Here is a 23,710-nt window from a genome sequence, read left to right on the forward strand (position 1 = left end):
CATTTGGTTTTTTTTTCGCCAAAAAAGGAGGAAGCAGCATGAATCATCGGGAGTTGTCCAAAGAAATTATCCAGTTAACAGGAGGGCAAGAGAATATTACCCAAGCCTGGCATTGCATCACACGGCTTCGTTTCAACGTTCGAGAGCAAAACAAAGTTCAATTGGAACAGATCAAAGCACTCGATGGTGTGCTCGGCGCACAGTTTCAAAACGATCAGTTTCAGGTGGTCATTGGCAACCAGGTTGCAGCCGTATATGAGCAGATCGAGGATCAGATGAAGCAGAGTGGCATATCGAAGCCCGAAACAGACGCGCCACGCTCTAAAGGGATTAATGCTGTTTTGGATACGATCTCCGGCATTTTCACTCCGATTCTGCCTGCCATCGTAGGTACCGGGATGTTAAAGGGGATTCTGGCATTGCTCGTTACACTTGGAGCAATACAGGAGAAAAGCGGTGAGTATCAAGTTCTGTCTTCCATCGCAAACGCGGCCTTTTATTTCTTGCCTTTTCTTCTGGCTCTATCATCAGCCCGAAAGTTCAAAGTGAATGAATATATCGCCCTGACGCTTGCAGGTACTTTATTGTATCCTACGATGCTGAATGCGTATCTGGCAAACCAGCTTGAACCGATTCGTTTTCTCTCGCTGCCCGTGTCCATTGTGAATTACACCCAGTCCGTTATTCCCATTATTCTGGGCGTGTGGCTTCTGAGTTATGTACATCGCTGGGTGGATCGTTTTATTCCCGGTCCGGTCAAAGTCATCTTTACCTCGATGATTGTACTAGTCATCACGGTGCCGATTCTATTAATTGCGATTGGCCCCCTAGGGAATTACATGGGCATCTATCTGGAAATGGGCACTTCCTGGCTCTTTGCCCATTCGGGTCCGTTAACCGGCATTATTCTTGGCGGCCTCATGCCTCTGATTGTTATGACGGGAATGCATTATGCGTTCTTCCCAGGCACATTGCAGAATCTGAGCAAACTCGGATATGACGTACTTTTGCAGCCGATCAACCTGATAACGAATATGAGCCAGGCTGGTGCAGTCACGGCTGTTTTCCTCAAGACCAAAGATAAAAGAATGAAATCCATTGCTTTATCCAGTGGTATATCCGCCTTGCTTGGCATTACTGAACCCGCACTGTACGGTGTCACCTTGAAGCTGAAAAAACCATTTTACGCTTCACTCATCGGTGGAGCAGCAGGGGGTGGCTTTATTACCGCAGTGGGTCTGAAATGCTTCGGTTTTGCTGTACCAGGATTGCTTTCACTTCCGTTATACATTGGGCCGAATGGTGGCATGTCCAACTTCTGGTATGCATTAATCGGAATAGGCATCAGCTTTAGCGTTTCCTTCGTGGTGACTTTGCTGCTCAAATGGGATGAGCCAAATACACGCAATTCCGCCATGTCCGACTCAACACAAACATTAACCAAACAGGATCAGGAGACAACCACTGCCTTTTCTCAAGAAATGGTGACATCTGTAACAGTACATTCCATTGAGGAAAAGAAAGGGGAGGTTTTCAGCCCGCTCATTGGTGAATTGGTGCCGCTATCAGAGCTTCCGGATCAAACGTTTGCCGAGGAATTGACCGGGAAAGGTATTGCCATTCGTCCGCAGGATGGACGTGTTACAGCTCCTTTTGACGGAACCGTCACGTTGGTTGCCAAAAGTAAACATGCGATTATGCTGACCTCATCCAGTGGAATCGACATTCTCATTCATGTTGGACTAAACAGTGTGTCGCTCAAAGGGAAATATTTTGACGTGAAGGTTGCTGCCGGACAAGAAGTGAAGAAGGGTGATTTGCTTCTAGAATTTGATATGGATGGCATTCAGGGTGCGGGTATTGATCTTGTGACACCAGTCATCGTAACCAATACGCCGGATTACCTCGATGTAGTACCAGTTCAGGTGAAGGGGGTGATTCCAATGAATGAATTGCTTCTCCTCACCGTTCGTTGACAGCTTCATGAATACCACATACAAAAAAGGAGAGAAACAATATGACAAAAACGATTAAACACTCATTTCCCGAAGGATTTTTATGGGGCGGAGCTACTGCTGCCAATCAGCTCGAAGGTGCATATGACGCAGACGGCAAAGGACTCTCTACCTCAGACATGGCTCCATTCGTTCCTCATGAGGAGCGCAATGGCAAGGATTTCACCTTCGACGTCGATTCTGTTCAATTGGAAGAATACCTGAGCGGTAACACAGACGTATATTTCCCGAAACGGAACGGCGTGGATTTCTACCACCGCTACAAAGAAGACATTGCCTTGTTTGCGGAGATGGGTTTCAAAGTGTTTCGTCTTTCGATCGCGTGGACACGGATCTTCCCGACAGGAGAAGAAGCAGTTCCCAATCAAGCTGGTCTTGCCTTCTATGATAACGTGCTCGATGAACTCTTGAAATACGGCATTGAGCCGCTCGTAACGATCTCTCACTACGAGATGCCCGTAGAGTTAACCCGCAAATACAACGGCTGGGAAAGCCGCGAGATGATCGATCTGTATCTGAAATTTGCCAATACGCTGTTTGACCGTTACAAAGACAAAGTGAAATACTGGATTACCTTCAATGAAATGAATATGATGCTGACAAGTCTGTATACTGGCGGCGGCATTCTGGAAGATAAAATTAAGGGTACACCGGAGCAGGTAGCCTATCAGGCAACGCATCATCAATTTGTAGCAAGCTCACTGGCTGTCAAAAGTGGTAAAGAGAAGATGCCCAATGCTCAGATTGGCTGCATGATCTGCCGTCTGGAAACGTATGCTGCTTCTAGTAAACCGGAAGATGTGTTGCAGACGATGAAGGAAGATCAGATGAACCTGTTCTACCCAGAGGTACAGGCACGGGGCGAATACCCATCCTATATGCAAAGATATTTTGAGGAAAATGGCATTGAACTGGTTAAAGCTCCTGAGGATGATGCCATTATCCGGGACAATACCGTGGACTTTATTGCTTTCAGTTATTACATGACGTATATCGGAAAATATGACCCAAATGACAACAGCAACTCAGGTATGCTGGTAAGTCAGATCAAAAACCCTCATCTGAAAGCTACTGAATGGGGATGGCCTATCGATCCGATTGGTCTTCGCGTCGCGCTGAACCGATTGTATGATCGTTACCGTATGCCGCTCTTCATCGTTGAGAACGGGATGGGAGCTATCGACACACCGGAAGAGGACGGGGCAGTGCATGACCCTTATCGCATCAATTACTTGCGCAGCCACATCGAACAGATGAAAGAAGCTGTCGCTGACGGCGTTGAATTGATGGGTTTCACTAGCTGGGGACCTATCGATATCATTAGCTGCTCCACTTCTGAAATGGGCAAACGTTATGGTTTCATTTATGTAGATCAAGACAATGCCGGCAATGGTTCATTAGAAAGAACCCGCAAGGATTCCTTCTACTGGTACAAACAAGTTATCGAGTCCAATGGAGAGATTCTTTAATAAATAAAACGTTTATCTCTTACAAGCCGCCCTTCAGGGCGGTTTTTCATGGTTTTTTTGGGATGAATTAGGTATAATGGCGGTATTCAAACAAAAGGAGTGAATTTTAAATGTCTAACAAGGTGATTGTGCTTTAGGTTCACAAAAGGATATTTGCGTTACAGGGATTCCTTTTGTGGACATTGCAGTGCGGGAAACCGTCCCAACAATGTTTACTGGAGGAGATCATAATTAACTTTAACGAAGCTGTTAACATTAGCAATACGCATATACTGGCATTGGTATCCGAGCTGTTTGACCTGGAGGGTTACGATATTCAGCTTATTCCGCCTCATGAGGGTGGACGTAATGTCGTTTACACTTGCGAGCAAAAGGGGCGTAAATCGCTAATTCTACGGGTGTCTTTTTTGCCTGACAGAAAGCGGGCAGATTACATGGCCGAACTGGAGTATGTCCGGTATCTGTTTGAGCACGGTGCAAGTGTCTCGAATGTAGTTAGCTCGAAAAAGGGTCATCTGTTAGAAGAGATCACTTATAATGAGCATACGTTCTTTATCTGTATGTTTGTAAAAGCCAAGGGGAAGTTGCTGGTAGAAAACCATTATCAGTACCGTGAAGGGGTCCCAATTAGCGAATACTATTATAATAGCGGAAAAGTTCTGGGCAGGATGCATCAACTATCGAAAGGGTACACTCCCGTCCATCGCCGGCATCATTTGATTGACAATTACAGCGGTGAATATATCGATAATCTGGTACCTGAATCATTCCCTCTGCTTAAGGAGAAGATGGTTGAGCTCCTGAATACCTTACAAGGTTTGGATACAAACCAAGAGACATTCGGCATGATCCATTTTGATTATAATGACGGGAATTACTCGATCGATTTTGATACCGGTCAGATCACCGTGTATGATTTTGATAATTCATGCTTCGGTTGGTATATGTATGATCTGGCAGATCTATGGACGCACGGCGTCGGCTGGATTCAGTTTGAGCCGGATGCGGATAAACGCAAACAGTTCATGGATGACTATTTCCAAACCGCCCTCGCTGGATATACTTCCGAAACCAAGATCGAAGATTCGATGCTGGAGAAGCTGCCTTTATTTATTCAAGTCACTCTCTTGGAGAATATTCTAGGTCAATTTGAGGAAATGCAGCGTGCTGGCGAAGAACCAGAAGCTAACGAAGAACTGTTGTATCTCATTAAATGTCTGGAAGAGGCTATACCGTATAAAGGATTTTTCCATGAGATGTATTCCACTGAAGCTCCTTTTGAGTATGAGGAACGCTGAAGGGAGCTGTACGTAAACTAAACCCTGAATAACCAAGGATTCATCAAGTGGGGAGGCAGCCGGATTGACCGGTTGCCTCTTTGTTTGTCTGCGGCATGTTATTCGAATTTGGAAGGGGGCACGTTGTAGAATTTTTTGAATGCTTTGGAGAACGTAAAGGGGTCGGGATAACCTAGAAATCCGGCAATTTGCTGGATCGTATATTTTTTCTCGTACAGATAGTCTCTCGCCCGGTTCATTTTGATCTGATTGATATACTGCCCCGGTGTAATACCGAGAATTTTTTTGAACAAAGAAATAAAATATTTCTCAGAGACGCCGGCAATATCTGCAAGTTCGTTAACTCGGATGGCACGATGCAGATTTGCATCCACGTATGGAAAGACATTCTGCAGAACCTCCAGACTTCCTTCGATCTTCCTCGGTTTTCGGTCTTTCAGAAACTCACCGTGATACAGGCCTTGCCCGTGTAATTCCAAAATTTTGGCGATGACGAGAAGCAGAGAGGCTTTCAAGTAAAGTGGACTGGCGGAAGCGCCGCTACTCTGCTTGAATCTTCGATAGGACGAGGTGAACAGCGTTGATTCCTCTTGAATCAGATTGCCAGGTACGATGCCTGGGAGTTGAAACTCGCTGAGAATTCGTTTCTGCTCAGCGATGCTGAAATCAAAGTGCATGTATACGAATCGGCACAACTCTCCAGTCGTGGAAGCCGTGTAGGGCATATCCGGATAAAAAAACACGACGTCACCCGGGTTCGCCATATGCTCGATTCCATCGATGGTAATCTTGAGGGAGCCTGCTGTAATGAACCACAGATCATAATCGGAATGAGACTTGTGCTCCGTCCAATTGCCGTCATGCGTTTGTTCCAAATAAGAGCTCATGCGAAGTGTGATATACTCCGAAAGTTCGTCGATTATACTCATATTTACAGTTCCTGTGTGCATCTAATCCAACCTAATCCTCTCGACTTTATGACATCCTTTATATTTCACTATCATAACAAAGGATTTATCTCTTGTTAACTATCGTACGATATGACATGTTTTGAAAACTATCACACATTCCGATTCCAGCTCACTCACCTATAATGAACTTATATCGTTAAGAGGAGGGGTTATTGATGAATGCTACAAGTACACAACATCCAAAGGTAGTTGTTATTGGGGCGGGCAGCCTGTTTTTTGGTCGGCAGTCCATCTGGCAGATGGTACACTCCCCATATTTGAATCAGGGAACGCTGGCTTTGGTGGATACGGACGAGGAACGGCTTTCGAAAATGGTAAAACTAGCGGAGATGGTCGCCAAGGAGAACAACGTATCCCTAAAGATTGAGGGTTCAGTGGACCGAAGAGAGGTACTACCGGGAGCCGACTTCGTTGTGCTCAGCTTTGCGGAAGAATCGGTGAAATATCGGGGCATTGACTGCCAGGTTTCTCTAAAGTATGGAATTCGTATGTGTTCCGGCGATACAATTGGCCCTGGTGGAATCTTTCGCGCGATGCGGGAACTGCCGGTTATTATGGAATGTGCTAAAGACATTGAGGAGTTGTGTCCGGATGCTTGGGTGATCAATTATATTAACCCGTCTACCGTTCATGGCATCGCATTACATCGATATGCACCCAGTCTCAAATCATTTGCGCTGTGCGATAGTCATCATATGCCGCATAAAAAAGCCTATTATGCTGTACGAGCCGGAATCATTGAAAATACAAGCCAGTTCACCGAAGAGATCAACCAGAAATTCGATTTTCGTATCGCGGGTGTTAATCATTTCACTTGGCTGCTCAAAGCCGAGTATGAAGGAAAAAATGTGATGCCCACAATTGCAGAAGCCATGCGCAAGCTGGCAGGTGATGAGAATAACGGCGGTGATCGCGGCGCAAAAGCTCTTTTTAACGATGCGATTACCTTTGAACTATATGATATTTTCGGAATCATTCCCACTTGTACGGCGCATACGAAGGAATACGTGCGGTATTGGCAGGGTCTCGGCAAAACTGCGGACACCATTCCTCCATTATCGATCTGGGAGACAGAGGACAGGCATGAGCGTCATGACGAAATGTGGCGTCAGGTGGATGACTTTCTTGCAGGGAACATCCCGATTGCCGATTATATGAGCACCTTTGGACCGGATCATGCGACCGACATCATTGAGAATATGGTGGGGAACTTGGGCAAAAAGTTCTTTATCAATACGCTCAATCAAGGCGCCGTAACCAATATGAATAACGATTCGTTCCTGGAACTCCTGTGCGATGTAGATATGGATGGAGTGAAGCCACTCCATGTAGGCGAAATGCCGCGCGGAATTAGAGGGATGCAAGAACTTGTACTGGATACGCATGAGCTTACGGTTGAAGCTGTTCTGGAACAGAGCTACGAGAAGCTGAGAAGGGCGATGCTCACCGACCCGCTCGTGAATTCCATCAGTGACGCGGACAAGATCATCCATGAATTGTTGGAATTGGAGCGTAAGATGATTCCTGACGTTTGGTACAAGGATAGACTGCAGTATAGCTAAGAGTAGATAACGATCAAAGACCACGTCGGTTCCTTCCAAGGGACTACGTGGTCTTTGTTTTTATCGTTTGTCATGTATCAAGAAATCCTACTCCACTTTAAACAATCCAGCATGGTCTTCATAGTACGAAGTAATAAAATTACGAAATTCTCTTACAGCAGGAGATAACCATTTTTGTTTGACCCAGGAGAGGCTAATTGGATATATAGCGGAATCATCAGCAATTTTTACATAACGTAACCCCAGTGCTCTACATACGGAGATCGGAAGTAATGCAACACCCTGATTAAGCCTGATAATTTCAAGCAGGGTATGAGAATCGACCTCAAATGCATGATTGGGCAGGAAACCTGCTTTTTCACAGAGCATGGTGGTAAATCGGCTGTACTCCTTATTATCGGCAAGGGCAATAAAGGGCTCATTTGCAACAACATTTAATGAAATTCTTGTCTCTCCGCCGTATGCATGATCCGTGGGCACAACCAGAACAATATCCTCCTCAACCAGGACAACACTCTCAATCTCCTCATCCTGAATCGGATGCCCCGTAATCCCCAGATGCATGTCACCTTTCTTCAAACCTGTAATAATTTCACTGCGGGTCCCAATACCCTGATGAAGCTTGGTTTCGGGGGAACCGTTGATATAGTCACTAATGAGACCTGTGAGGAACCGAGTATTCGTAATTGAGATCCGGATTGTATTGGATATTTGCTGTTCCTCCGCTTTAATCTCCATCTCTGCATTTTCAATTTCAATAAAAATCCTGTTCACATGTTTCAATAAAATTTCACCTGAGGGATTCAATTGAATGTTTCGTCCTCTCCTATGAAATAGAGGGGTACCCAGTTCATCCTCAAGTCTTTTAATCGTCAAGCTTAGGGAAGGTTGAGCAATATTCAATTGCGCAGCTGCCTTGGAGATATGCTCAGTATAGGCAACGATCTGAAAGTATTTGAGCTGAAGCAATTCCATTTATCTGCACTCCTTATTTATTCTGATAAATATATATAGTACTTATTATGTATTATATTAAATTTAAATATTGATGTAGAATTTTTTTATGAGATACAGATCAAATTTTAACTAACAAAATTCAACTAAATTTATAAGGTAGGTGTCTTTGATGAAAATCGATGTGAATAACATAGCTAAAAATCTGAATACACCCCTAACGGCTCCGGCATACCCGATGCCACCGTACAAATTCGTGAATCGTGAATACTTGAATATTATTTACCGAACTGATGAAAAAGCGTTGTGGGCAGCCGTACCAGAACCTCTCGAAATTACGGAACCACTGGTTAAATTCGAAGTGATGTGGATGCCAGATGTTTCTGGACTGGGTGCTTATACAGAAGCTGGACAAGTTATCCCTGTACAATTCAATGGGGAGGAAGGCGATTATGTACATTCGATGTATGTAGATAATTTCCCCGCGATTGCAAGTGGTCGAGAGCTCACCGCCTATCCGAAAAAGCTGGGTGCGCCCAAGTTGTATACCGATTCAGATACACTTGTTGGCACACTAGATTATGGGACGCTGCGTGTAGCCACGGCAACGATGGGCTATAAACATGTGGAGATGGATAAGGAGTTCGCCAAACGTGAAATATGCCGACCTAATTTTATGATTAAGATTGCTACGGACTATACCGGGAATTTAAGAATATGTGATCTGATCCGTACTCAAATTACGGACATCGAAGTGAAGGAAGCTTGGACAGGACCTGCCCGACTTCAACTGTTCGAACATGCGCTTGCACCTCTTGCAGATCTGCCTGTGTTGGAAGTGGTGTCCGCTTCTCATATCCTTACCAACCTAACCTTAAACGCAGCACAACCTGTATATAACTATCTGGAAGAAAAATAAGGAGGAAATTAAAATGAGAATTGCAATTGTAGGCGCAGGATCTTTGGGAACCATCGTCGGGGCATACCTTGCGGATGGGGGACTGGACGTTGAGTTAATTGATGCATATCAGGAACATGTAAATGCTTTAAATCAGACAGGTGCTAGAGTAACAGGTACTACAGAGTTTCAGGCCAAAGTAAACGCAATTACTCCTGATCAAAAATCAGGACAGTATGACCTCGTTTTACTATTAACCAAACAACTTTATAACGATTCAATTCTTCAGGAATTACTTCCATTTTTGAAAGAAGACAGTATGGTGTGTTCCTTGCAGAACGGGATTCCGGAAGAAAAAGTGGCGTCCATCGTGGGTGAAAAACGTGTCATTGCAGGCTCCGTTGAATTTGGCGCTACGTTCATTGAACCAGGTGTATCAAGTCTGACTACCGAGTACACTCAATTTAAGCAGTATGCTTTTCAGATTGGCGAATTAAATGGTGAAATCACCGAACGAATTCAACGTGTGAAATCGGTGTTGGATCTTGTGGGTGGAACACATATTTCCGATAACCTGGTTGGAACCAAATGGTCCAAATTGTTGATTAACAATGCATTCAGTGGTTTGTCCGCTGCATTGAATGGGGAATACGGAGACATTATCGATCATGAAGCCGGCATTGTGAGTGCAGCTCATATTGCGGACGAGACGATTAAAGTTGCTCGTGCCAATGGGGTCACTTTGGTTAAAATGAATGGATTCGACATCGCTTCACTCGAACTGAACAGCACAGAAGATATTCCTGAACGGGTGAAAACATTACGTTACGTGATGGAGCCCTCCAGACTGCTCAAAGCAAGCATGCTTCAAGATCTGGAGAAAAACCGCAAAACAGAGATTGATTATATTAACGGGGTTGTTTCCAGCAGGGCAGAAGGTACTGGAATTGTGACACCTTATAATGATTTAGTTGTAAAACTGGTCAAATCTGCTGAAGAAACGCGAACCGTTCCTGATTTTGACACGAACATAAAAGCTTTTGAAGAACTATTAAGTGCACAATAATAATTTCAATTATTTCAACTGAAAGTCGCTAATATAGCGGCTTTTTTGTTGCATCAGTAAATCTAGTCAGGCTTGAATTTACGACGGATAGAATATTCTTTGTAATTTTTGTTTCCTAATATTATACAAAAAGGGGGATTAAATTTGATATAATGTAGACTTGCTGGTTATTTTTCTATTCGAAGGAGATTCATTATGAGGTACTCTTGGTGGGAATTCGGGTTTTATTTGGTTGTATTAATGTTTGTCTTGTTTATGCAAATAAACGAATATCCTCTATTTCTGATTGTGGGGGTTGTAGTCGTTACCATTCTTATCGCGTTTATTAAGCATGTTTTTTATCCTTTAGTATTTGATAAGCGTATAGATCGTTTAGAGTCCTTTTTATCCAAGCAACAAAATACACCTGGGACATACATTATTTATGTTCTTGCAAACAGACTTGATGATGAGGTAGAACTAGTTATGGAGCAAATTATGCAGAAATATAAGAGAAGAACAACACAAGCACAGTTCAAGGCAGCTCACGGATTATATCGCAAGGATATGTTTGCCATTCGGCAAGCTGTACCTCATATCGGCTTATCGGACTACCGTACATATTACGAAACCATTCTACTCTTGGAAGACGGGAAAAGTGAAGTAGCGCTTGAAAGACTTCAATCCATTAAAAAACAGTGGATGCGATCAACATTGCTCGCGGGTATTGAACTCAAAGCAGAAAACCGTGATACCGCTATTCAGCACGCGCATGAAGCACTTAACTCTTCCAGAGGTGTTAATCGTTATGTTTTATATAAGGAATACGAAAGAGTATTACCAGAGGTTGTTGAACACATATCGTAAGATGGTGAAAATGTTTTGAAAAAATAAACCGTGCTTCACGGTTTATTTTTTCCATTTGCTAGTACAGGTGCCAGTCCTTCCTTAGCAAAAATAGAGGGGAGAACCGTCAGTAACCTCTCACGCGTAAGAGGATCATCGTAATTCCAGCCAGCTTCTACTACAAATACATTACCGGGTGCCAACATGCCAACCAAACTTTGGAGTGGAGAAGGAATATTTAAATGCATCTCCTTCTGAGGTATCATCACGAAGTTTCGGTCTCCAGCGTATTGTGTGATTTTATTGTGATCGATTTGTATCCAAGGTCTGCCATTAATGATCAGTTGATTTACGGATTCAGTGGGTCGAAAGCCAAGTGATTCATACACGGTAGCAGCAAATCCCGTCTGTCCCATAACATATATGTTTCTGCCCAGCACCAGATAAACAGTTGCTCGTTCTCCTGCAATATAATCATCCGCCAATTGTCGCCGTATCCTCCTGACACTCTCCTCATAGCGGTCGATCCACTGTTCAGCCGTTCTGCTTCGACCGAAAAGATCCGCAATATAACGAAGACGCTCAAAAGTGCTGGTTGATTCGTGATAAACGATGGTAGGGGCAATGGCATCCAGTCGAGGTAACTGCTGCTCACTATAGTTGCCTAACAGTATAAGATCAGGGTTCAGTAGGGAGACTTGTTCCGGTACGCCTTGCAGTCCAATATCCGGGATCTGATGCAGTTTGTTTCGATATATGACTTGTGATTTCATTGTAGTTATACCCGCGCCGACTGGACGGATACCGATAGCAAGCAACTCACCAAGGGTATTGGTACCTGTGGCCACGATTCGTATAGCCGCATCTGGGAGGGAAATCTGCCTGCCGAGGGAATCGGTTATCGTTCTTTGCCTGGTACGTCTTAGTATATTGGCGTATTCCCGGGGAGGGTGTCCTGTGAGCTGATGAAAGCGTCGACTGAAATAATACTCATCCTTAAAACCGACTTGTCGGGATATTTCACGTAAGGTCTCGGTAGAACGGGACAGTAGTCTTTTAGCGTGCTGGACCCTAATCTCTGTCAGGTAGTCCGTCGGCTTCTTGCCAGTCATCACCTTAAACAATTTGCTATATTGCCATCGTACCATGCCGGCCATTTCGGCCAAAAGCTCTACGGTAAGATCTTCGTTGTAGTGCTGCTCCATATAGCTGAGTGTACGCTGTACCGCTTGATCATTTTGCACTGGCGGAGCAGCGCTTTCTAGCTGAGCCATCAGGCTAAGTATCAGTTGCAGCCGGACCTGAGTAACTGCTGATTTTGAATGATGCGTAGGCGTAAATTTCTTCTCCTGCAACCGATTTTGCTTGTTTGATTGCAAAGGCAGCGGAGAGATCCAGTCCTCTCCTGTCAACGCCAATTTTATAGTAGAAAGAGACAGCCTGTAAGGAAAGCCCAGAATAAGAGGAGGGCAAGCCGGAAGCAGAGTCAACTGATCCACTTGAAAAGCAAGAAAGGTAAACCGAGCTATATGCGCTTGCTCTTTTATCGTTTTGACAATGTATGATTGCTGAGTAGGGAGCAGAATACAACTGCCTTGGCTCAGATCTTGGGAGATGTTGTTTGTTAACAGCCGAATTCCATGATCCAGAGCAATAAGCAATGTATATTCATTGGCAGCCTTGCTCTTGGTTGATGGATTATGATGATTGGTTTCCTGCAGTGGTGTGAGCTGAAGCAGATCATGCTGCTGCAGTTGGATGTAAAGGGAAGCCATTTGCATTCTGGAGCACTCCGATCTAGTGATAATAATTCTCAATTACTAGTTTACCACATTTTACACGTTAGAGAATGTTTCGTTACAGACCTTATTACACGCAGTAAAAGTTTACAAAATCCAAAAATCCTCCATAACCCAAAGGGGTTGGAGGATTTTTGACGTTATCTATGCGATATTATTGATTCATCCATTTCGGTAGTTCATCAAGCAATTGCTCCAGTGCCAGCAGGTTGTCGGTATTCCAATCGGCTGATGCTGTGTAAACGTGTCCTTGCTGAACGGCCGGCAATGTTTTCCATAGTGTGCTCTGTAACAACCGATCAGATTCAGCTCGACTTTCGTCATTATCCAGCGTTAGGACAAAGAGATGATCTCCTGCATAGTCCGGCATTAGTTCTTCCGAAAGTTCGACGAATGTTAGCTCCTTGTCGATAATGTTTTGCTGGATTGCTGGTGGAATTGCAAATCCGTGCTCTTGATACAAGACTACACCCAATGAACGATTGCCCATCGCATAGAGCTGTTTACCCAACTGCAAGAAGATGGTCGCTGTCTCGCCCTCTGCCACATTCAGCTTGTCCCACATCGCTTCCGCTTTTGTATCAAATCTGCTGATCCATTGCTCTGCCTCATCCTGTTTGCCAAAAATGTTGCCAAGTTCGCGGACGCGTTCCGTAAATGGTAACGCCGAGTTGAACGGAATGGTAGGCGCAATCTTCGAAAAAGCGGTGTTTCGGTCAGCATCTTGGTTATAACCATTCAAAATCAAGTCAGGCTGCAAGGCTGTTATTGCCTCCAAATCACCAGGATTTCCGACATCCTCAATACCTTCTAATCGGTCTACAATATAGCTTTCGGAAGCATGAATCAGATTGGCTCCAACGACGGGAATATCCATGGCGAGGAGATCTCCAAGTGTTGAACCAAGATAGATCACCCGTTGCGGCTGAGTGGGTATTTCAATCACTTCGCCTGTTTGGGTTGTATAGCTTTTTGTCGTTTGTTCGTTGGTCTTCACAGCTTCTTGTGAAGGAGCGCTTTCCGAACGGCTGCATGCTGCAAGGACGGATAGAAGAAGGAAGCATGCTCCCCATATGAATAGGTGTTTCTTAATTGTACTGTTCATCATTGTTTCCCCCTAAGTTCTCTTTTTCTCATTGATAACCATTATCAATTACAACGTAATTATAGGTGCCTTTTCAGCGGCTTACAATGAAAAAAACGCAGTGAATTTATTTGTACAAATGTCAATGCGTGTATCTATTTGTTCGTTGCTTTATTTTCAATCCGCAGGTGTGTTGTCATCGGAGTATGCGTGATCAAAAACAGCTTGCTGTATAAGGAATTAATAACCTTTGGATAATAATTACATTGACAACTGCAGGTTTTTCCAAAATAATAGGATGTAATTGAATACTGGTACCTTTAATTCAGTCCAGAGAGGCTGGCAAGGGCAGCGGATTTCATAATCACGCGAGAATCAGGGCTTATCCCGTCATGGGATGCTCTGTGTCTTCGCGCGGGTTATGATGCAAAAAGGGCTACTTGTCAGTGTATAACTTGACGAGTAGCCTCTTTTTTCTGCTTTTTTTGGTATCAGATACACTTTATGTTGGGGGTATTCTGATGAGCAAACAAGATCAAGAATTTTCATGGCAAGCCGTGCCGAAAGCGCAAAGAAACCAATTTTGGAAGACGTTATCCGTCATGCTCGGTTTCACTTTCTTCTCTGCAAGCATGCTGGCAGGAGGCACATTGGGCGTCAGCTTGACGTTCATGGAGTTCATTGGCATCGTACTTGCAGGCAATTTGGTGCTCGGTATCTATACAGGGGCACTGGCACATATCGCTGCCAAAACGGGCCTGTCCACGCATTTGCTCGCTAAATATGCGTTCGGTGCGAAAGGGTCGTATCTGCCCTCGTTCCTGTTAGGCTTCACTCAGGTTGGATGGTTCGGTGTTGGTGTGGCCATGTTCGCAATCCCGGTTGCCAAAGCCATGGACTGGAACGTGTACCTGCTCATCATCGTGTTCGGACTTGCCATGACAGCATCAGCCATCTTCGGCATGAAGTCACTTGTCATTCTCGGATATATCGCGGTTCCTGCGATTGCCATTCTCGGTGGTTACTCCATGTTCGAAGGGGCAGGTTCGCTGGGTGGTCTGCAAGGGTTGCTTGAATACACGCCGACTCAGTCGCTTACCACGGCGGCAGCATTAACGATCTGTATCGGATCATTTATAAGCGGCGGAACACTGACACCTGATTTTGCGCGGTTTTCCCGGACATCGAAACAGGCAGTTACCGCAACAGTGATTGCATTCTTCCTGGGTAACTCACTCATGTTTCTGTTCGGTGCAGTTGGTGCGATGGCCTATAACCTGGCCGATATCTCAGAGGTCATGTTCCTGCAAGGGTTAATGATCCCGGCAATTATTGTTCTGGGCCTGAATATCTGGACAACGAATGATAATGCACTGTACGCTTCGGGTCTTGGTTTTGCGAACATCACCAAAATCTCAAAGAAATTCTTCGTCATCGTTAACGGCATCGTGGGTACCGTATTCGCCATGTGGATGTACAACAACTTCGTCAGTTTCCTGAACGTTCTGGGCGCGGCGGTACCGTCCATCGGGGCTATTATTATCGCAGATTACTTCATTGTGAAACGTAGAAACTATAAGCCATTTGCCGACATGTCATTCAAAAATGTAAACTGGGTAGCGATGGTGGCTTGGGCCATCGGCGTGGCATTCGCCCAACTGGCTCCTGGCGTAACACCATTGAACGCACTGCTTGGTACAGCAGTGGCCTATATCGTCTTGATGCTGATTGTTCCTGCCAAAGAAACTAAAGAAATGGGGAAAATAAATGATTATACAGAACGCAAAATTGCGGGGTAAAGAAGGACTATGGAATATCGTTGTGAAAGACGGAAAGTTCGAACGAATCACACAATCGTTGGAAGTGACCGAAAACGAGGAAATCCTGGATGTCAACGGATCACTTGTGCTGCCACCTTTCATTGAGCCACATATTCATCTCGATACAACGCTAACCGCAGGCGAGCCAGAATGGAATCTAAGCGGAACGCTGTTTGAAGGCATCCAGCGCTGGTCAGAGCGCAAGGCTTTCTTGACACATGAGGATGTGAAAACACGCTCCAAAACGGCACTCAAGTGGCAATTGGCACAGGGCATCCAGCATGTACGAACACATGTGGACGTTACCGATCCAAGCTTGATTGCTGTTAAAGCAATGCTTGAAGTGAAAGAAGAGATGGCTCCATATATGGACATCCAGCTTGTTGCTTTTCCACAGGAAGGCATTCACTCTTATCCAAACGGGGCAGAATTACTGGAAGAGTCACTGAAAATGGGCGTTGACGTGGTCGGCGGCATTCCACACTTCGAATTCACACGGGAATACGGCGTTGATTCAATGAAAGTTGCGTTTGATCTGGCTGAAAAATACGACCGTCTGATCGATATCCATTGTGATGAAATCGATGACGAGCAATCCCGTTTTGTTGAAGTTGTTGCCAAGGAAGCTTACGAACGTGGACTGGGTTCACGCACAACGGCAAGTCATACAACCGCGATGGGGTCCTATAATGACGCTTATACGTACAAGTTATTCCGTTTGCTGAAGATGGCTGATTTGAACTTTGTCTCTAATCCATTGGTCAACATTCACCTGCAAGGACGATTCGACACATATCCGAAAAGAAGAGGGCTGACGCGTGTCAAAGAGTTGCAGGAAGCAGGTCTGAATGTGTGCTTTGGTCACGATGACATCTTCGATCCTTGGTATCCGCTCGGTACAGGCAACATGCTGCAAGTACTGCACATGGGGATTCATGCTTCGCAGTTGCTTGGTTACGACCAGATCGTGAATTCAATTGACCTCATTACGAAAAACAGCGCAAGAACGTTACACATTGAGGATGTATACGGCATTAAAGAAGGTAAACCTGCTAACTTCATCGTACTTGAAGCAGAGAATGAATATGAGGCTGTTCGCAAACAAGCCGGCGTACTTTATTCCTACAGAGGCGGTCGTAAAATTGCGGAATCCAAGCCGCGGGACACGTCCATCATCTTTGAGGGTGGTTCAGAGAAGGTTACTTTCAATAAATAATGAAGAAGAACTAATCCCATTAAAAGTCGCTATTTAAGCGGCTTTTTTTGCTTTTTCACTTTTATACCGCCTGGCCTATACGATGTATTTTATAAGGAACATGAAAGGTGTCAACATACAAATAAAAAAACCTCCCTATGTTTATAGAGGAGGTCTTTGTGTACTCATATTTTTGCCACAGAGAGTAGAGTACTGCTGCTTGTTTTTTTACAACAATCCAGCCCATTTCAGACCATGCCAGATCCCATCCTGCTCTGCACTTGCTGTAACATGAGATGCCAGTAGTTGAAGTGAATGAGGGGCGTTGCCCATGGCAATGCTGCAGCCTGCATAACGGAACATCTCCAGATCATTGAAGTTATCGCCAAAAGCATACACCTGTTCAGGGGAGAATCCCAAGCGGTCTGCGAGTCGGGAAACCCCTTCGGCTTTGGAGCCTCCGGCGGGTAGAACGTCCATGGACAACGGATGCCAGCGTACAAAGTGGAGATCACGAAACCTTTCACGGTATACCGTTTCCTCTTCTGGTGAGCAGAATAACATCGTCTGATAGATGAGTCTATTTGTACAAAAGCTTTTGCTAAACCCAGGATACGTGACACCAAGCGAAGTTAGACAAAGGTCTACATGCGGATGATATTCCTGACTGCAGCTCATCTGTGAATGATCCAGATAAACGAGAGGATGTCCCGACAACTCAGCAAATGCAGACAATTGCTCCAAAGCTTCCGAACAGATGGGATTACTGTGAATGAGTTCTCCTTGATGCATCACATATTGTCCATTGAAACTAACATAAGACTCCAGCTCCAATTCAAGCCGAACCTGTTCCAACATAAAAGGAGATCGTCCTGAAGCTAAAGCGACCACATGTCCGGCTTCCTTTAACGCAAGAACGGCTTGTTTCGCGGAAGCGGGAATTCGATTATGGCGGTCGAGCAGCGTACCATCAATGTCAAAGAAAATCAGTTTTGGGCTTTGAGTCATAACGTCACACTCCTTCACCGCCGACGGAAGAAAGACTCAAACTTACTTGTTCATTCAGGGCGAAAGGAAGAGGGGAGATGACTTCCCAACGTTTCGTATCACTACGAATATCATAGTGAAATTCTTTCCCTTGAAACTGAACATTGGCGATCTCGCCCAATATGCCGACTTCACTGGAAGGTTGTAAATGGAACTCATCGGGTCTAACGGGATACAACCCGTTGGATTTAAAATAGTTCGCAACATGCTTGCCAGGCCAAGCAATATTTGTACCGCCTTCAGGGATAAACATATCTGCATCCCAGTGTCCCTTGACCAAATTCGACTTCGATACAAATCTCGCCACGAATTCGGTCTCTGGCCGCAAATAAATCTCCTGCGGCGTTCCTGCCTGTTCAATCCGACCATCCTTCATCACTATAATTCGGTCAGCCATGGCAAGGGCTTCGCCCTGATCATGCGTAACATAAACTACGGCTGATTTCGTATTCCGATGTACTTGTTGAATCTCACGCCGCATATCCATGCGAAGCATGGCATCCAGACTGCTGAGGGGTTCATCCATCAGCAGTAATGAGGGCTGGGGAGCGATGGCGCGTGCAATAGCGACGCGTTGTTTTTGCCCTCCGGATAGCTCATGCGGCATACGTTCAGCCAGATGGGACAGCCCAGACATATTCAGGACTTCCTGAATGCGGTCCTGCTCGTTATTTTTAATATGAGGAGGTGTTGATTTATGTGTTCGGATGGGAAATCGCACATGTTCGGAAACATTCATATGCGGCCAAAGTGCGAAGGACTGGAACACCATGCCAATTCTGCGTTTCTCCGGAGGTAGCAATGTCCCTGAACCTGCAACTACCTTGCCGTCCATGAGTACATTACCACTACTAGGCTGCTCAAATCCGGCAAGGATGCGCAGCAATGTGGTTTTTCCACAGCCTGACGGTCCAAGAATCGCCACGAATTCGCCATCCTTAATCGTTAAATCAATGGAATGAAGAGCCTGGTAACTTCCGAAAGATTTGCTAACCTGTTGAATCTGGATACTCATGACTTCACTCCCTTACGAGTTGCCCAGCGTTGAGCGATGAGCAAAATTACGCCGCCTGCCGCAATAAGTGCGACAATCAGACTGGACAATGCAGTTGAATAGAGGGTATCTCCTGCCTGTTCAAAACTAAATATGGTAACACCAATGGTCTGTGAACCTGATGAATATAACAATGCCGATACAGTAAGCTCGGTCAGGGCAGTCAGGAAGACCAACATACCTCCGGTCAGAATACCAGGTAGCAGTAAGGGCAGCAGAACAGCAGTCCATTTACGCCAGAAACCGGCTCCGGATATCCGCGCGGCTTCTTCCATGGATGCATCCAACTGCATGAATGAAGTGACACTTGAACGGATCTGAAGAATAAGGAATCGGCAGATGTAGGCAATAAACAAAATGGTCATGGTGCCATAGATGCCAGGGTTCCAGCCGGGAACCGGCTCCATCCATACCAGAATCATGGACAGTGCGAACACAATGCCGGGTAGTGTATAGGGAACAGCAGTGGCCAGTTCGGCCATTTTATTGAATTGATTAGGCTTCCGAACTCGTATATAAGCAAATCCTGAACCAATAATCAGACAAGCCAGCATCGTGACTAGAGAGAGGACAAGGCTGTTCTGGATCGCCTGCCATACACGCTCATTCTCGAAGAGAATATATCTATAATTGTCCAGGGTCATATTGGCACGAGTCAGCCCGAGACCATACGCTCTTTTTAAAGACATCGAGATCATTGAAGACAACGGAATAATTGTAATCAGTGCGAGACCTGCCCATATGGAGAAGGTCAGCGGCTTGCGCATGCGACCCAAATTATACCTTGGGGTAAGATCGGGTTGCATCGTATCCGAAGCATGACTTTTACGTAAAAGAATCCACTGCAACAGACTGCCGATTACCGCAGCAGCACCGAGTAGTACAGATAACGATGCACCACGGGCAAATGCCGAAGGGCCGAATCCAATAATCTCTTCATATATAAGTGTACTGAGAACGGAAATATTCACAGGTGTGCCCAGGAAGGCAGGTATTCCGAAATTGTCCAGCGAAGCCAGGAAAACCAGCAATCCGCCCGCCGTGAGACCCGGAAGAGCAAGAGGCAGTGTAATACGACGGAAGACCTCGATCCTGCTGGCACCACCAGCTCTGGCCGCCCACTCCAGATCACGCGGGATTTTGCGGAGTACATCCAAAGTGAACATATACACCAATGGAAAATGATGAATACCCATCACAAACACGATGCCGCCCATACTGTACATGCTCCAAGGAGCCAGATCGGGATGAATCCATTGCAGCAGATGTGCGAGCCAGCTCTGTGACCCGGTAAATGAAGACCAGGACAACGTGAGAACATAAGAGGGAAGAATAAAACAAAGCATGATTCCCATATGAAGGGCTGATTTGTGTCGTATATCCGTATAGGCGACGACCCAGGCCAATGCAGTTCCAATCACGAGTGAGAACACAGTTGAACCGATGACGATATATACAGTATTGCGTAATGTGGACCAGAAGCGCTCCTGCTGAAGCAATTCGTTATAATGTGATAACGTTAACCCTTGCTCACCCTGAAAGCTGAGAAGAACCAGCTTCAGGATGGGGTATACAAAGAATAATAGAACAGCTATAGCACCCAACAGGGCGATCAATCGATTCCAACGAAACAGGCTGGGGAGGGAGAAACCGGACTTGCGCTCGTTATCTTGTCCCCTAAGAATGATCATGTTTCTCTTCAATTTCTCCATTCAGACAGCTCCAATCCTTACTCGCCAAACACATTAATGAATTGCTGTTTATCTGTTTCACGATCCGCTGCAAGTTTGGCCGCATCGCCAGGCAAAATCTTCATTTCTGATACACTTTTCAATCCTTCAGGTGGGGCAATCCCTTCACGAATAGGGGAGTAACCGATCTCGGCAGACAACTTCTGGCCCTCTTCAGAGAGAATGAAATCTACAAAGGCTTGAGAAGCCGGTACGTTGGCAGCTTCTTTCATAATCCCGATCGGTTCTGTAATGATGGGAACACCTTCTTCTGGATAGATCAGTTCAACTGGAGAACCTTTCGCTTTTTCGCGCGCTACGAGGTAATCCACAACGACGCCATATGATTTTTCACCGCTGGCAACAGCTTTCATCACGGCACCATTTCCTTTAATCACGGCCATGCCATTCATCTTGGTTTCCTGTAGAAAATCCCATCCAAACCCATCTGTTCGACTAAACACACCGATGTTGTATGCTGCTGCACCAGAATATAAGGGACTCGGCATAATACTTGCGTCCTTACTTTCCGGCAGGGTCAGCACTTGCCAAGATGTCGGTTGAGTAGTGACTTTTTGGGTGTTGGTAGCGAGTACCGTTGCCATAACCTTCGTACCGGCGTACATACCGTCCGGATCAACCAGATCTGTCGGGATTTCACTTAGCTCTGGGGACTTGTACGATTGTAGAAGGTCATCTTTTTTCAGATTTTCAAAGGTAACTGCATCGGCCAGCAGGAGTACATCCGCCTGTGTTTTACCCGCTTGACGCTCTGCCTGAAGCTTGGCAGTGACTTCTTCGGTTCCGGAACGGAAGATGCTGACTTGAACATCAGGATATTTATCGTTAAACGCCTTTACCAGTTTGCCTGCATCTTCTTCTGGTTGGGATGTATAGAATGAAAGCTTACCTGAGACTGTGCTCGAAGCTGCGCCTGAACTATCTTGATCTGTCGTGGCTTGTCCCTGTGCAGAACAACCGCTGAATACAATCATGCCTGCCAAAAGGGGCAGTAATAACGACTTTTTGAATGGAATCACAGATAATCTCTCCTTTGGTGTCTAGCTGATAGATTAGAGTAAGAACGTATGGATTGCCTGTGCAACGCCATCTTCAGCGTTGCTGGCAGTGACAACATTAGCGATTTCCTTCACATGAAGCTCTGCATTTCCCATGGCGATTCCTAATCCTGCCCATTGCAGCATGTCCAGATCATTATCATAGTCTCCGGCTGCAGCTACCTGCTCGCGTTCGATCTGATGTGCATGACATAAACGTTCCAGTGCGCCTCGTTTACTGACTCCGGCTGAATTAACATCAAACCGCAAACTTCCTGTTCGTGTACATTGGAATAACCCTGATTCTTCAAGGGTACGAAATAGGTTTTCGCGTGAGTCGTGGTCTGTACAGATCACGGCTGCTTTGAACAGCATGCCTGGCATCTGGTTTACAAAGGTTCTGAAATCCTTTCCGACTTCAACGAAGCGAATAAGATCAGCCTCTATAGCATCAAGTTCATCACGTTCTTCGAAAGAATCCAATTCCGGTCTGTTGACCCTATTGTTGATGGCCCAGTTCCTATTGATATCATTAATCTCTTGAACATAGAGGACATTGTATCCATAGAAATGGATGTAGGCTCCTTCTTGCTGGATGACATCCAACATGAACAACATATCTTCTATTTTCAACGCAACGCCATCAAGCAGTTGTCCTGTCAAGGGATCTACCGTCACGGCACCGTTTAGTGCAACCAGTGGAAAATTCATGGAGACTTCCCTAGCGTGTGACCATACGGAAGCGGGAAATCGCCCAGATGCAATCGTGACATTCACTTCCGCTGAGATTAATTGTTGAATGGAACTTCGTGTCATAGGTGTTATTATTTTATCTGGATTGAGCATTGTACCGTCCAGATCAAGGGCTAACAATCTGTACATGAACATATTCCTCCCGAATCGATTAACTTACACAACATACATACGAAGTGGTTCGGGTATATCCACAGGCCCTTGGAAAGAGCGACTTGCTTCATCCCGCATGAACTCCAGATCGCCATCTCCGGGAAGATGGACAAGGACGAGCTGCTTGACGTTAGCCTGACCAGCAATCATGCCTGCCTGAAGTGCATTCATATGTCCTTGGCCAGTTGTGTGTACGCTGCCTTCACAGATGGTAGCCTCACATAGAAAGATGTCTGCATCACGAGCAAGTTCGATAAGAGAATCACAGTACGAGGTATCACCGGAATACACCAGCACCTTCCCTTGATATGTGATCTTAACGGCATAACATGTAATGGTATGCTGCACCTGTACAAATTCGATTTCTGCGCCAGCAAGCTGAATTTTGGATGAAGGATCAATCGAGATGACCTCGGTATGTTCACCATATAGACCATTCAGAATATCCACTGGATTATCCGGTGCATACAGCTTCAGTTTATTCAACATGCGACCATTGCGGATCGCACCCGCTGCAGCATATTGAAGGACTCCCAGATCGGCGATATGATCATGGTGCAAGTGAGACAAAATAACACCTGATAGATCTTCCACGCATGTCTCACTGGGGAGTTTACTCATAACGCCGCTGCCACAGTCCAACAAAATCTGCCCTTCATCTGTGGTTACAAGGTATCCCGCGGTTGCTCCGCCAGAGGCGGGATAACCACCCCAGTAACCTAATATCTTCACATTCATCTTTGCACCTCTGTCTGTCTTGATCTACATTCTTTACAAATGTTCCGTACAGTTACAATTGTAAAAAGGGTTTGTTTCTCTCGTGTCAACCGAAAGTCAATCTTTTGTAAAACTGCTTTTGGCAAAGTTATCCTGGCTTGACTCCGCCGCGAATCCCATTTTATAGTGGGAAATGTGTTAGAAGGGAAATTTAAACGTCAAAGGCGGACTTATATGTGAAT

Annotated in this window: 19 protein-coding genes; 9 read left to right on the top strand and 10 right to left on the bottom strand. The window is 45.3% G+C overall.

Features of this window, described 5'->3' with window-relative positions; all coding sequences use genetic code 11:
- Positions 1-38 precede the first annotated feature (38 nt).
- The 3 genes from MKZ13_RS15490 (at position 39) to MKZ13_RS15500 (ending at position 4,782) form a co-directional block, all read left to right on the top strand.
- On the top strand, positions 39-1,976 hold the full coding sequence (locus tag MKZ13_RS15490; RefSeq protein ID WP_339185193.1) for a beta-glucoside-specific PTS transporter subunit IIABC: 1,938 nt from the start codon (positions 39-41) through the stop codon (positions 1,974-1,976).
- 41 nt (positions 1,977-2,017) lie between these two features.
- Positions 2,018-3,484: a family 1 glycosylhydrolase gene (locus MKZ13_RS15495; RefSeq protein WP_339185195.1), complete on the top strand. Its 1,467-nt coding sequence runs from the start codon at positions 2,018-2,020 to the stop codon at positions 3,482-3,484.
- Positions 3,485-3,657: 173 nt separating this feature from the next.
- A complete protein-coding gene (locus MKZ13_RS15500) occupies positions 3,658-4,782 on the top strand; it encodes a phosphotransferase (RefSeq protein ID WP_339185197.1) in 1,125 nt (374 codons plus the stop codon).
- Positions 4,783-4,880: 98 nt separating this feature from the next.
- On the opposite strand, the gene MKZ13_RS15505 is transcribed toward MKZ13_RS15500, so the two are convergent.
- Complete coding sequence (locus tag MKZ13_RS15505; RefSeq protein ID WP_221821156.1) at positions 4,881-5,732, bottom strand: AraC family transcriptional regulator; 852 nt, start codon at positions 5,730-5,732, stop codon at positions 4,881-4,883.
- 176 nt (positions 5,733-5,908) lie between these two features.
- Here MKZ13_RS15505 and MKZ13_RS15510 point away from each other — a divergent pair, with 176 nt between their 5' ends.
- Positions 5,909-7,315, top strand: coding sequence for a glycoside hydrolase family 4 (locus MKZ13_RS15510; RefSeq protein ID WP_339185199.1), 1,407 nt, complete (start codon positions 5,909-5,911; stop codon positions 7,313-7,315).
- 87 nt (positions 7,316-7,402) lie between these two features.
- Here the strand turns inward: MKZ13_RS15510 and MKZ13_RS15515 are convergent, their stop codons facing one another.
- Complete coding sequence (locus tag MKZ13_RS15515; RefSeq protein WP_221821158.1) at positions 7,403-8,290, bottom strand: LysR family transcriptional regulator; 888 nt, start codon at positions 8,288-8,290, stop codon at positions 7,403-7,405.
- Between the two features lie 151 nt (positions 8,291-8,441).
- Here MKZ13_RS15515 and MKZ13_RS15520 point away from each other — a divergent pair, with 151 nt between their 5' ends.
- The 3 genes from MKZ13_RS15520 (at position 8,442) to MKZ13_RS15530 (ending at position 11,079) form a co-directional block, all read left to right on the top strand.
- Positions 8,442-9,188 carry an acetoacetate decarboxylase gene (locus tag MKZ13_RS15520; protein ID WP_221821159.1) on the top strand — a complete coding sequence of 249 codons (747 nt, stop codon included), beginning with the start codon at positions 8,442-8,444 and terminating at the stop codon, positions 9,186-9,188.
- Between the two features lie 13 nt (positions 9,189-9,201).
- Positions 9,202-10,233 carry a ketopantoate reductase family protein gene (locus MKZ13_RS15525; protein ID WP_221821160.1) on the top strand — a complete coding sequence of 344 codons (1,032 nt, stop codon included), beginning with the start codon at positions 9,202-9,204 and terminating at the stop codon, positions 10,231-10,233.
- Between the two features lie 195 nt (positions 10,234-10,428).
- Positions 10,429-11,079, top strand: coding sequence for a hypothetical protein (locus tag MKZ13_RS15530; RefSeq protein ID WP_221821161.1), 651 nt, complete (start codon positions 10,429-10,431; stop codon positions 11,077-11,079).
- Between the two features lie 35 nt (positions 11,080-11,114).
- Here the strand turns inward: MKZ13_RS15530 and MKZ13_RS15535 are convergent, their stop codons facing one another.
- Both MKZ13_RS15535 and MKZ13_RS15540 read right to left on the bottom strand, forming a co-directional pair.
- Positions 11,115-12,839 (bottom strand): AraC family transcriptional regulator, encoded by a 1,725-nt coding sequence (locus MKZ13_RS15535; RefSeq protein WP_339185201.1) that lies wholly within the window; start codon positions 12,837-12,839, stop codon positions 11,115-11,117.
- 172 nt (positions 12,840-13,011) lie between these two features.
- Complete coding sequence (locus tag MKZ13_RS15540) at positions 13,012-13,965, bottom strand: ABC transporter substrate-binding protein (protein ID WP_339185203.1); 954 nt, start codon at positions 13,963-13,965, stop codon at positions 13,012-13,014.
- Between the two features lie 497 nt (positions 13,966-14,462).
- Here MKZ13_RS15540 and codB point away from each other — a divergent pair, with 497 nt between their 5' ends.
- Complete coding sequence (gene codB, locus MKZ13_RS15545) at positions 14,463-15,740, top strand: cytosine permease (protein WP_336757880.1); 1,278 nt, start codon at positions 14,463-14,465, stop codon at positions 15,738-15,740.
- Positions 15,709-16,977: a cytosine deaminase gene (locus MKZ13_RS15550; protein WP_339185206.1), complete on the top strand. Its 1,269-nt coding sequence runs from the start codon at positions 15,709-15,711 to the stop codon at positions 16,975-16,977. Before codB ends, MKZ13_RS15550 begins: the two co-directional genes overlap by 32 nt.
- A 207-nt stretch (positions 16,978-17,184) precedes the next feature.
- Here MKZ13_RS15550 and MKZ13_RS15555 read toward each other — a convergent pair whose 3' ends face one another.
- From MKZ13_RS15555 to MKZ13_RS15580, 6 genes are read right to left on the bottom strand one after another with little or no spacing between them, the layout of a single operon-like run.
- Positions 17,185-17,964 (bottom strand): Cof-type HAD-IIB family hydrolase, encoded by a 780-nt coding sequence (locus tag MKZ13_RS15555; protein ID WP_339185208.1) that lies wholly within the window; start codon positions 17,962-17,964, stop codon positions 17,185-17,187.
- A gap of 4 nt (positions 17,965-17,968) precedes the next feature.
- Positions 17,969-19,018: an ABC transporter ATP-binding protein gene (locus tag MKZ13_RS15560; RefSeq protein ID WP_339185210.1), complete on the bottom strand. Its 1,050-nt coding sequence runs from the start codon at positions 19,016-19,018 to the stop codon at positions 17,969-17,971.
- A complete protein-coding gene (locus tag MKZ13_RS15565) occupies positions 19,015-20,769 on the bottom strand; it encodes an iron ABC transporter permease (protein ID WP_339185212.1) in 1,755 nt (584 codons plus the stop codon). Before MKZ13_RS15565 ends, MKZ13_RS15560 begins: the two co-directional genes overlap by 4 nt.
- Positions 20,770-20,786: 17 nt before the next feature.
- Positions 20,787-21,827, bottom strand: coding sequence for an ABC transporter substrate-binding protein (locus tag MKZ13_RS15570; RefSeq protein ID WP_339185214.1), 1,041 nt, complete (start codon positions 21,825-21,827; stop codon positions 20,787-20,789).
- A 33-nt stretch (positions 21,828-21,860) separates the two neighbouring features.
- Entirely contained in the window at positions 21,861-22,727 is an 867-nt protein-coding gene (locus MKZ13_RS15575) for a Cof-type HAD-IIB family hydrolase (RefSeq protein WP_339185216.1), read from the bottom strand.
- A gap of 27 nt (positions 22,728-22,754) precedes the next feature.
- Complete coding sequence (locus MKZ13_RS15580; protein WP_339185218.1) at positions 22,755-23,489, bottom strand: MBL fold metallo-hydrolase; 735 nt, start codon at positions 23,487-23,489, stop codon at positions 22,755-22,757.
- Positions 23,490-23,710: the final 221 nt, after the last annotated feature.

It is taken from the genome of Paenibacillus sp. FSL R5-0701 (assembly GCF_037973995.1).
GTDB lineage: Bacteria > Bacillota > Bacilli > Paenibacillales > Paenibacillaceae > Paenibacillus.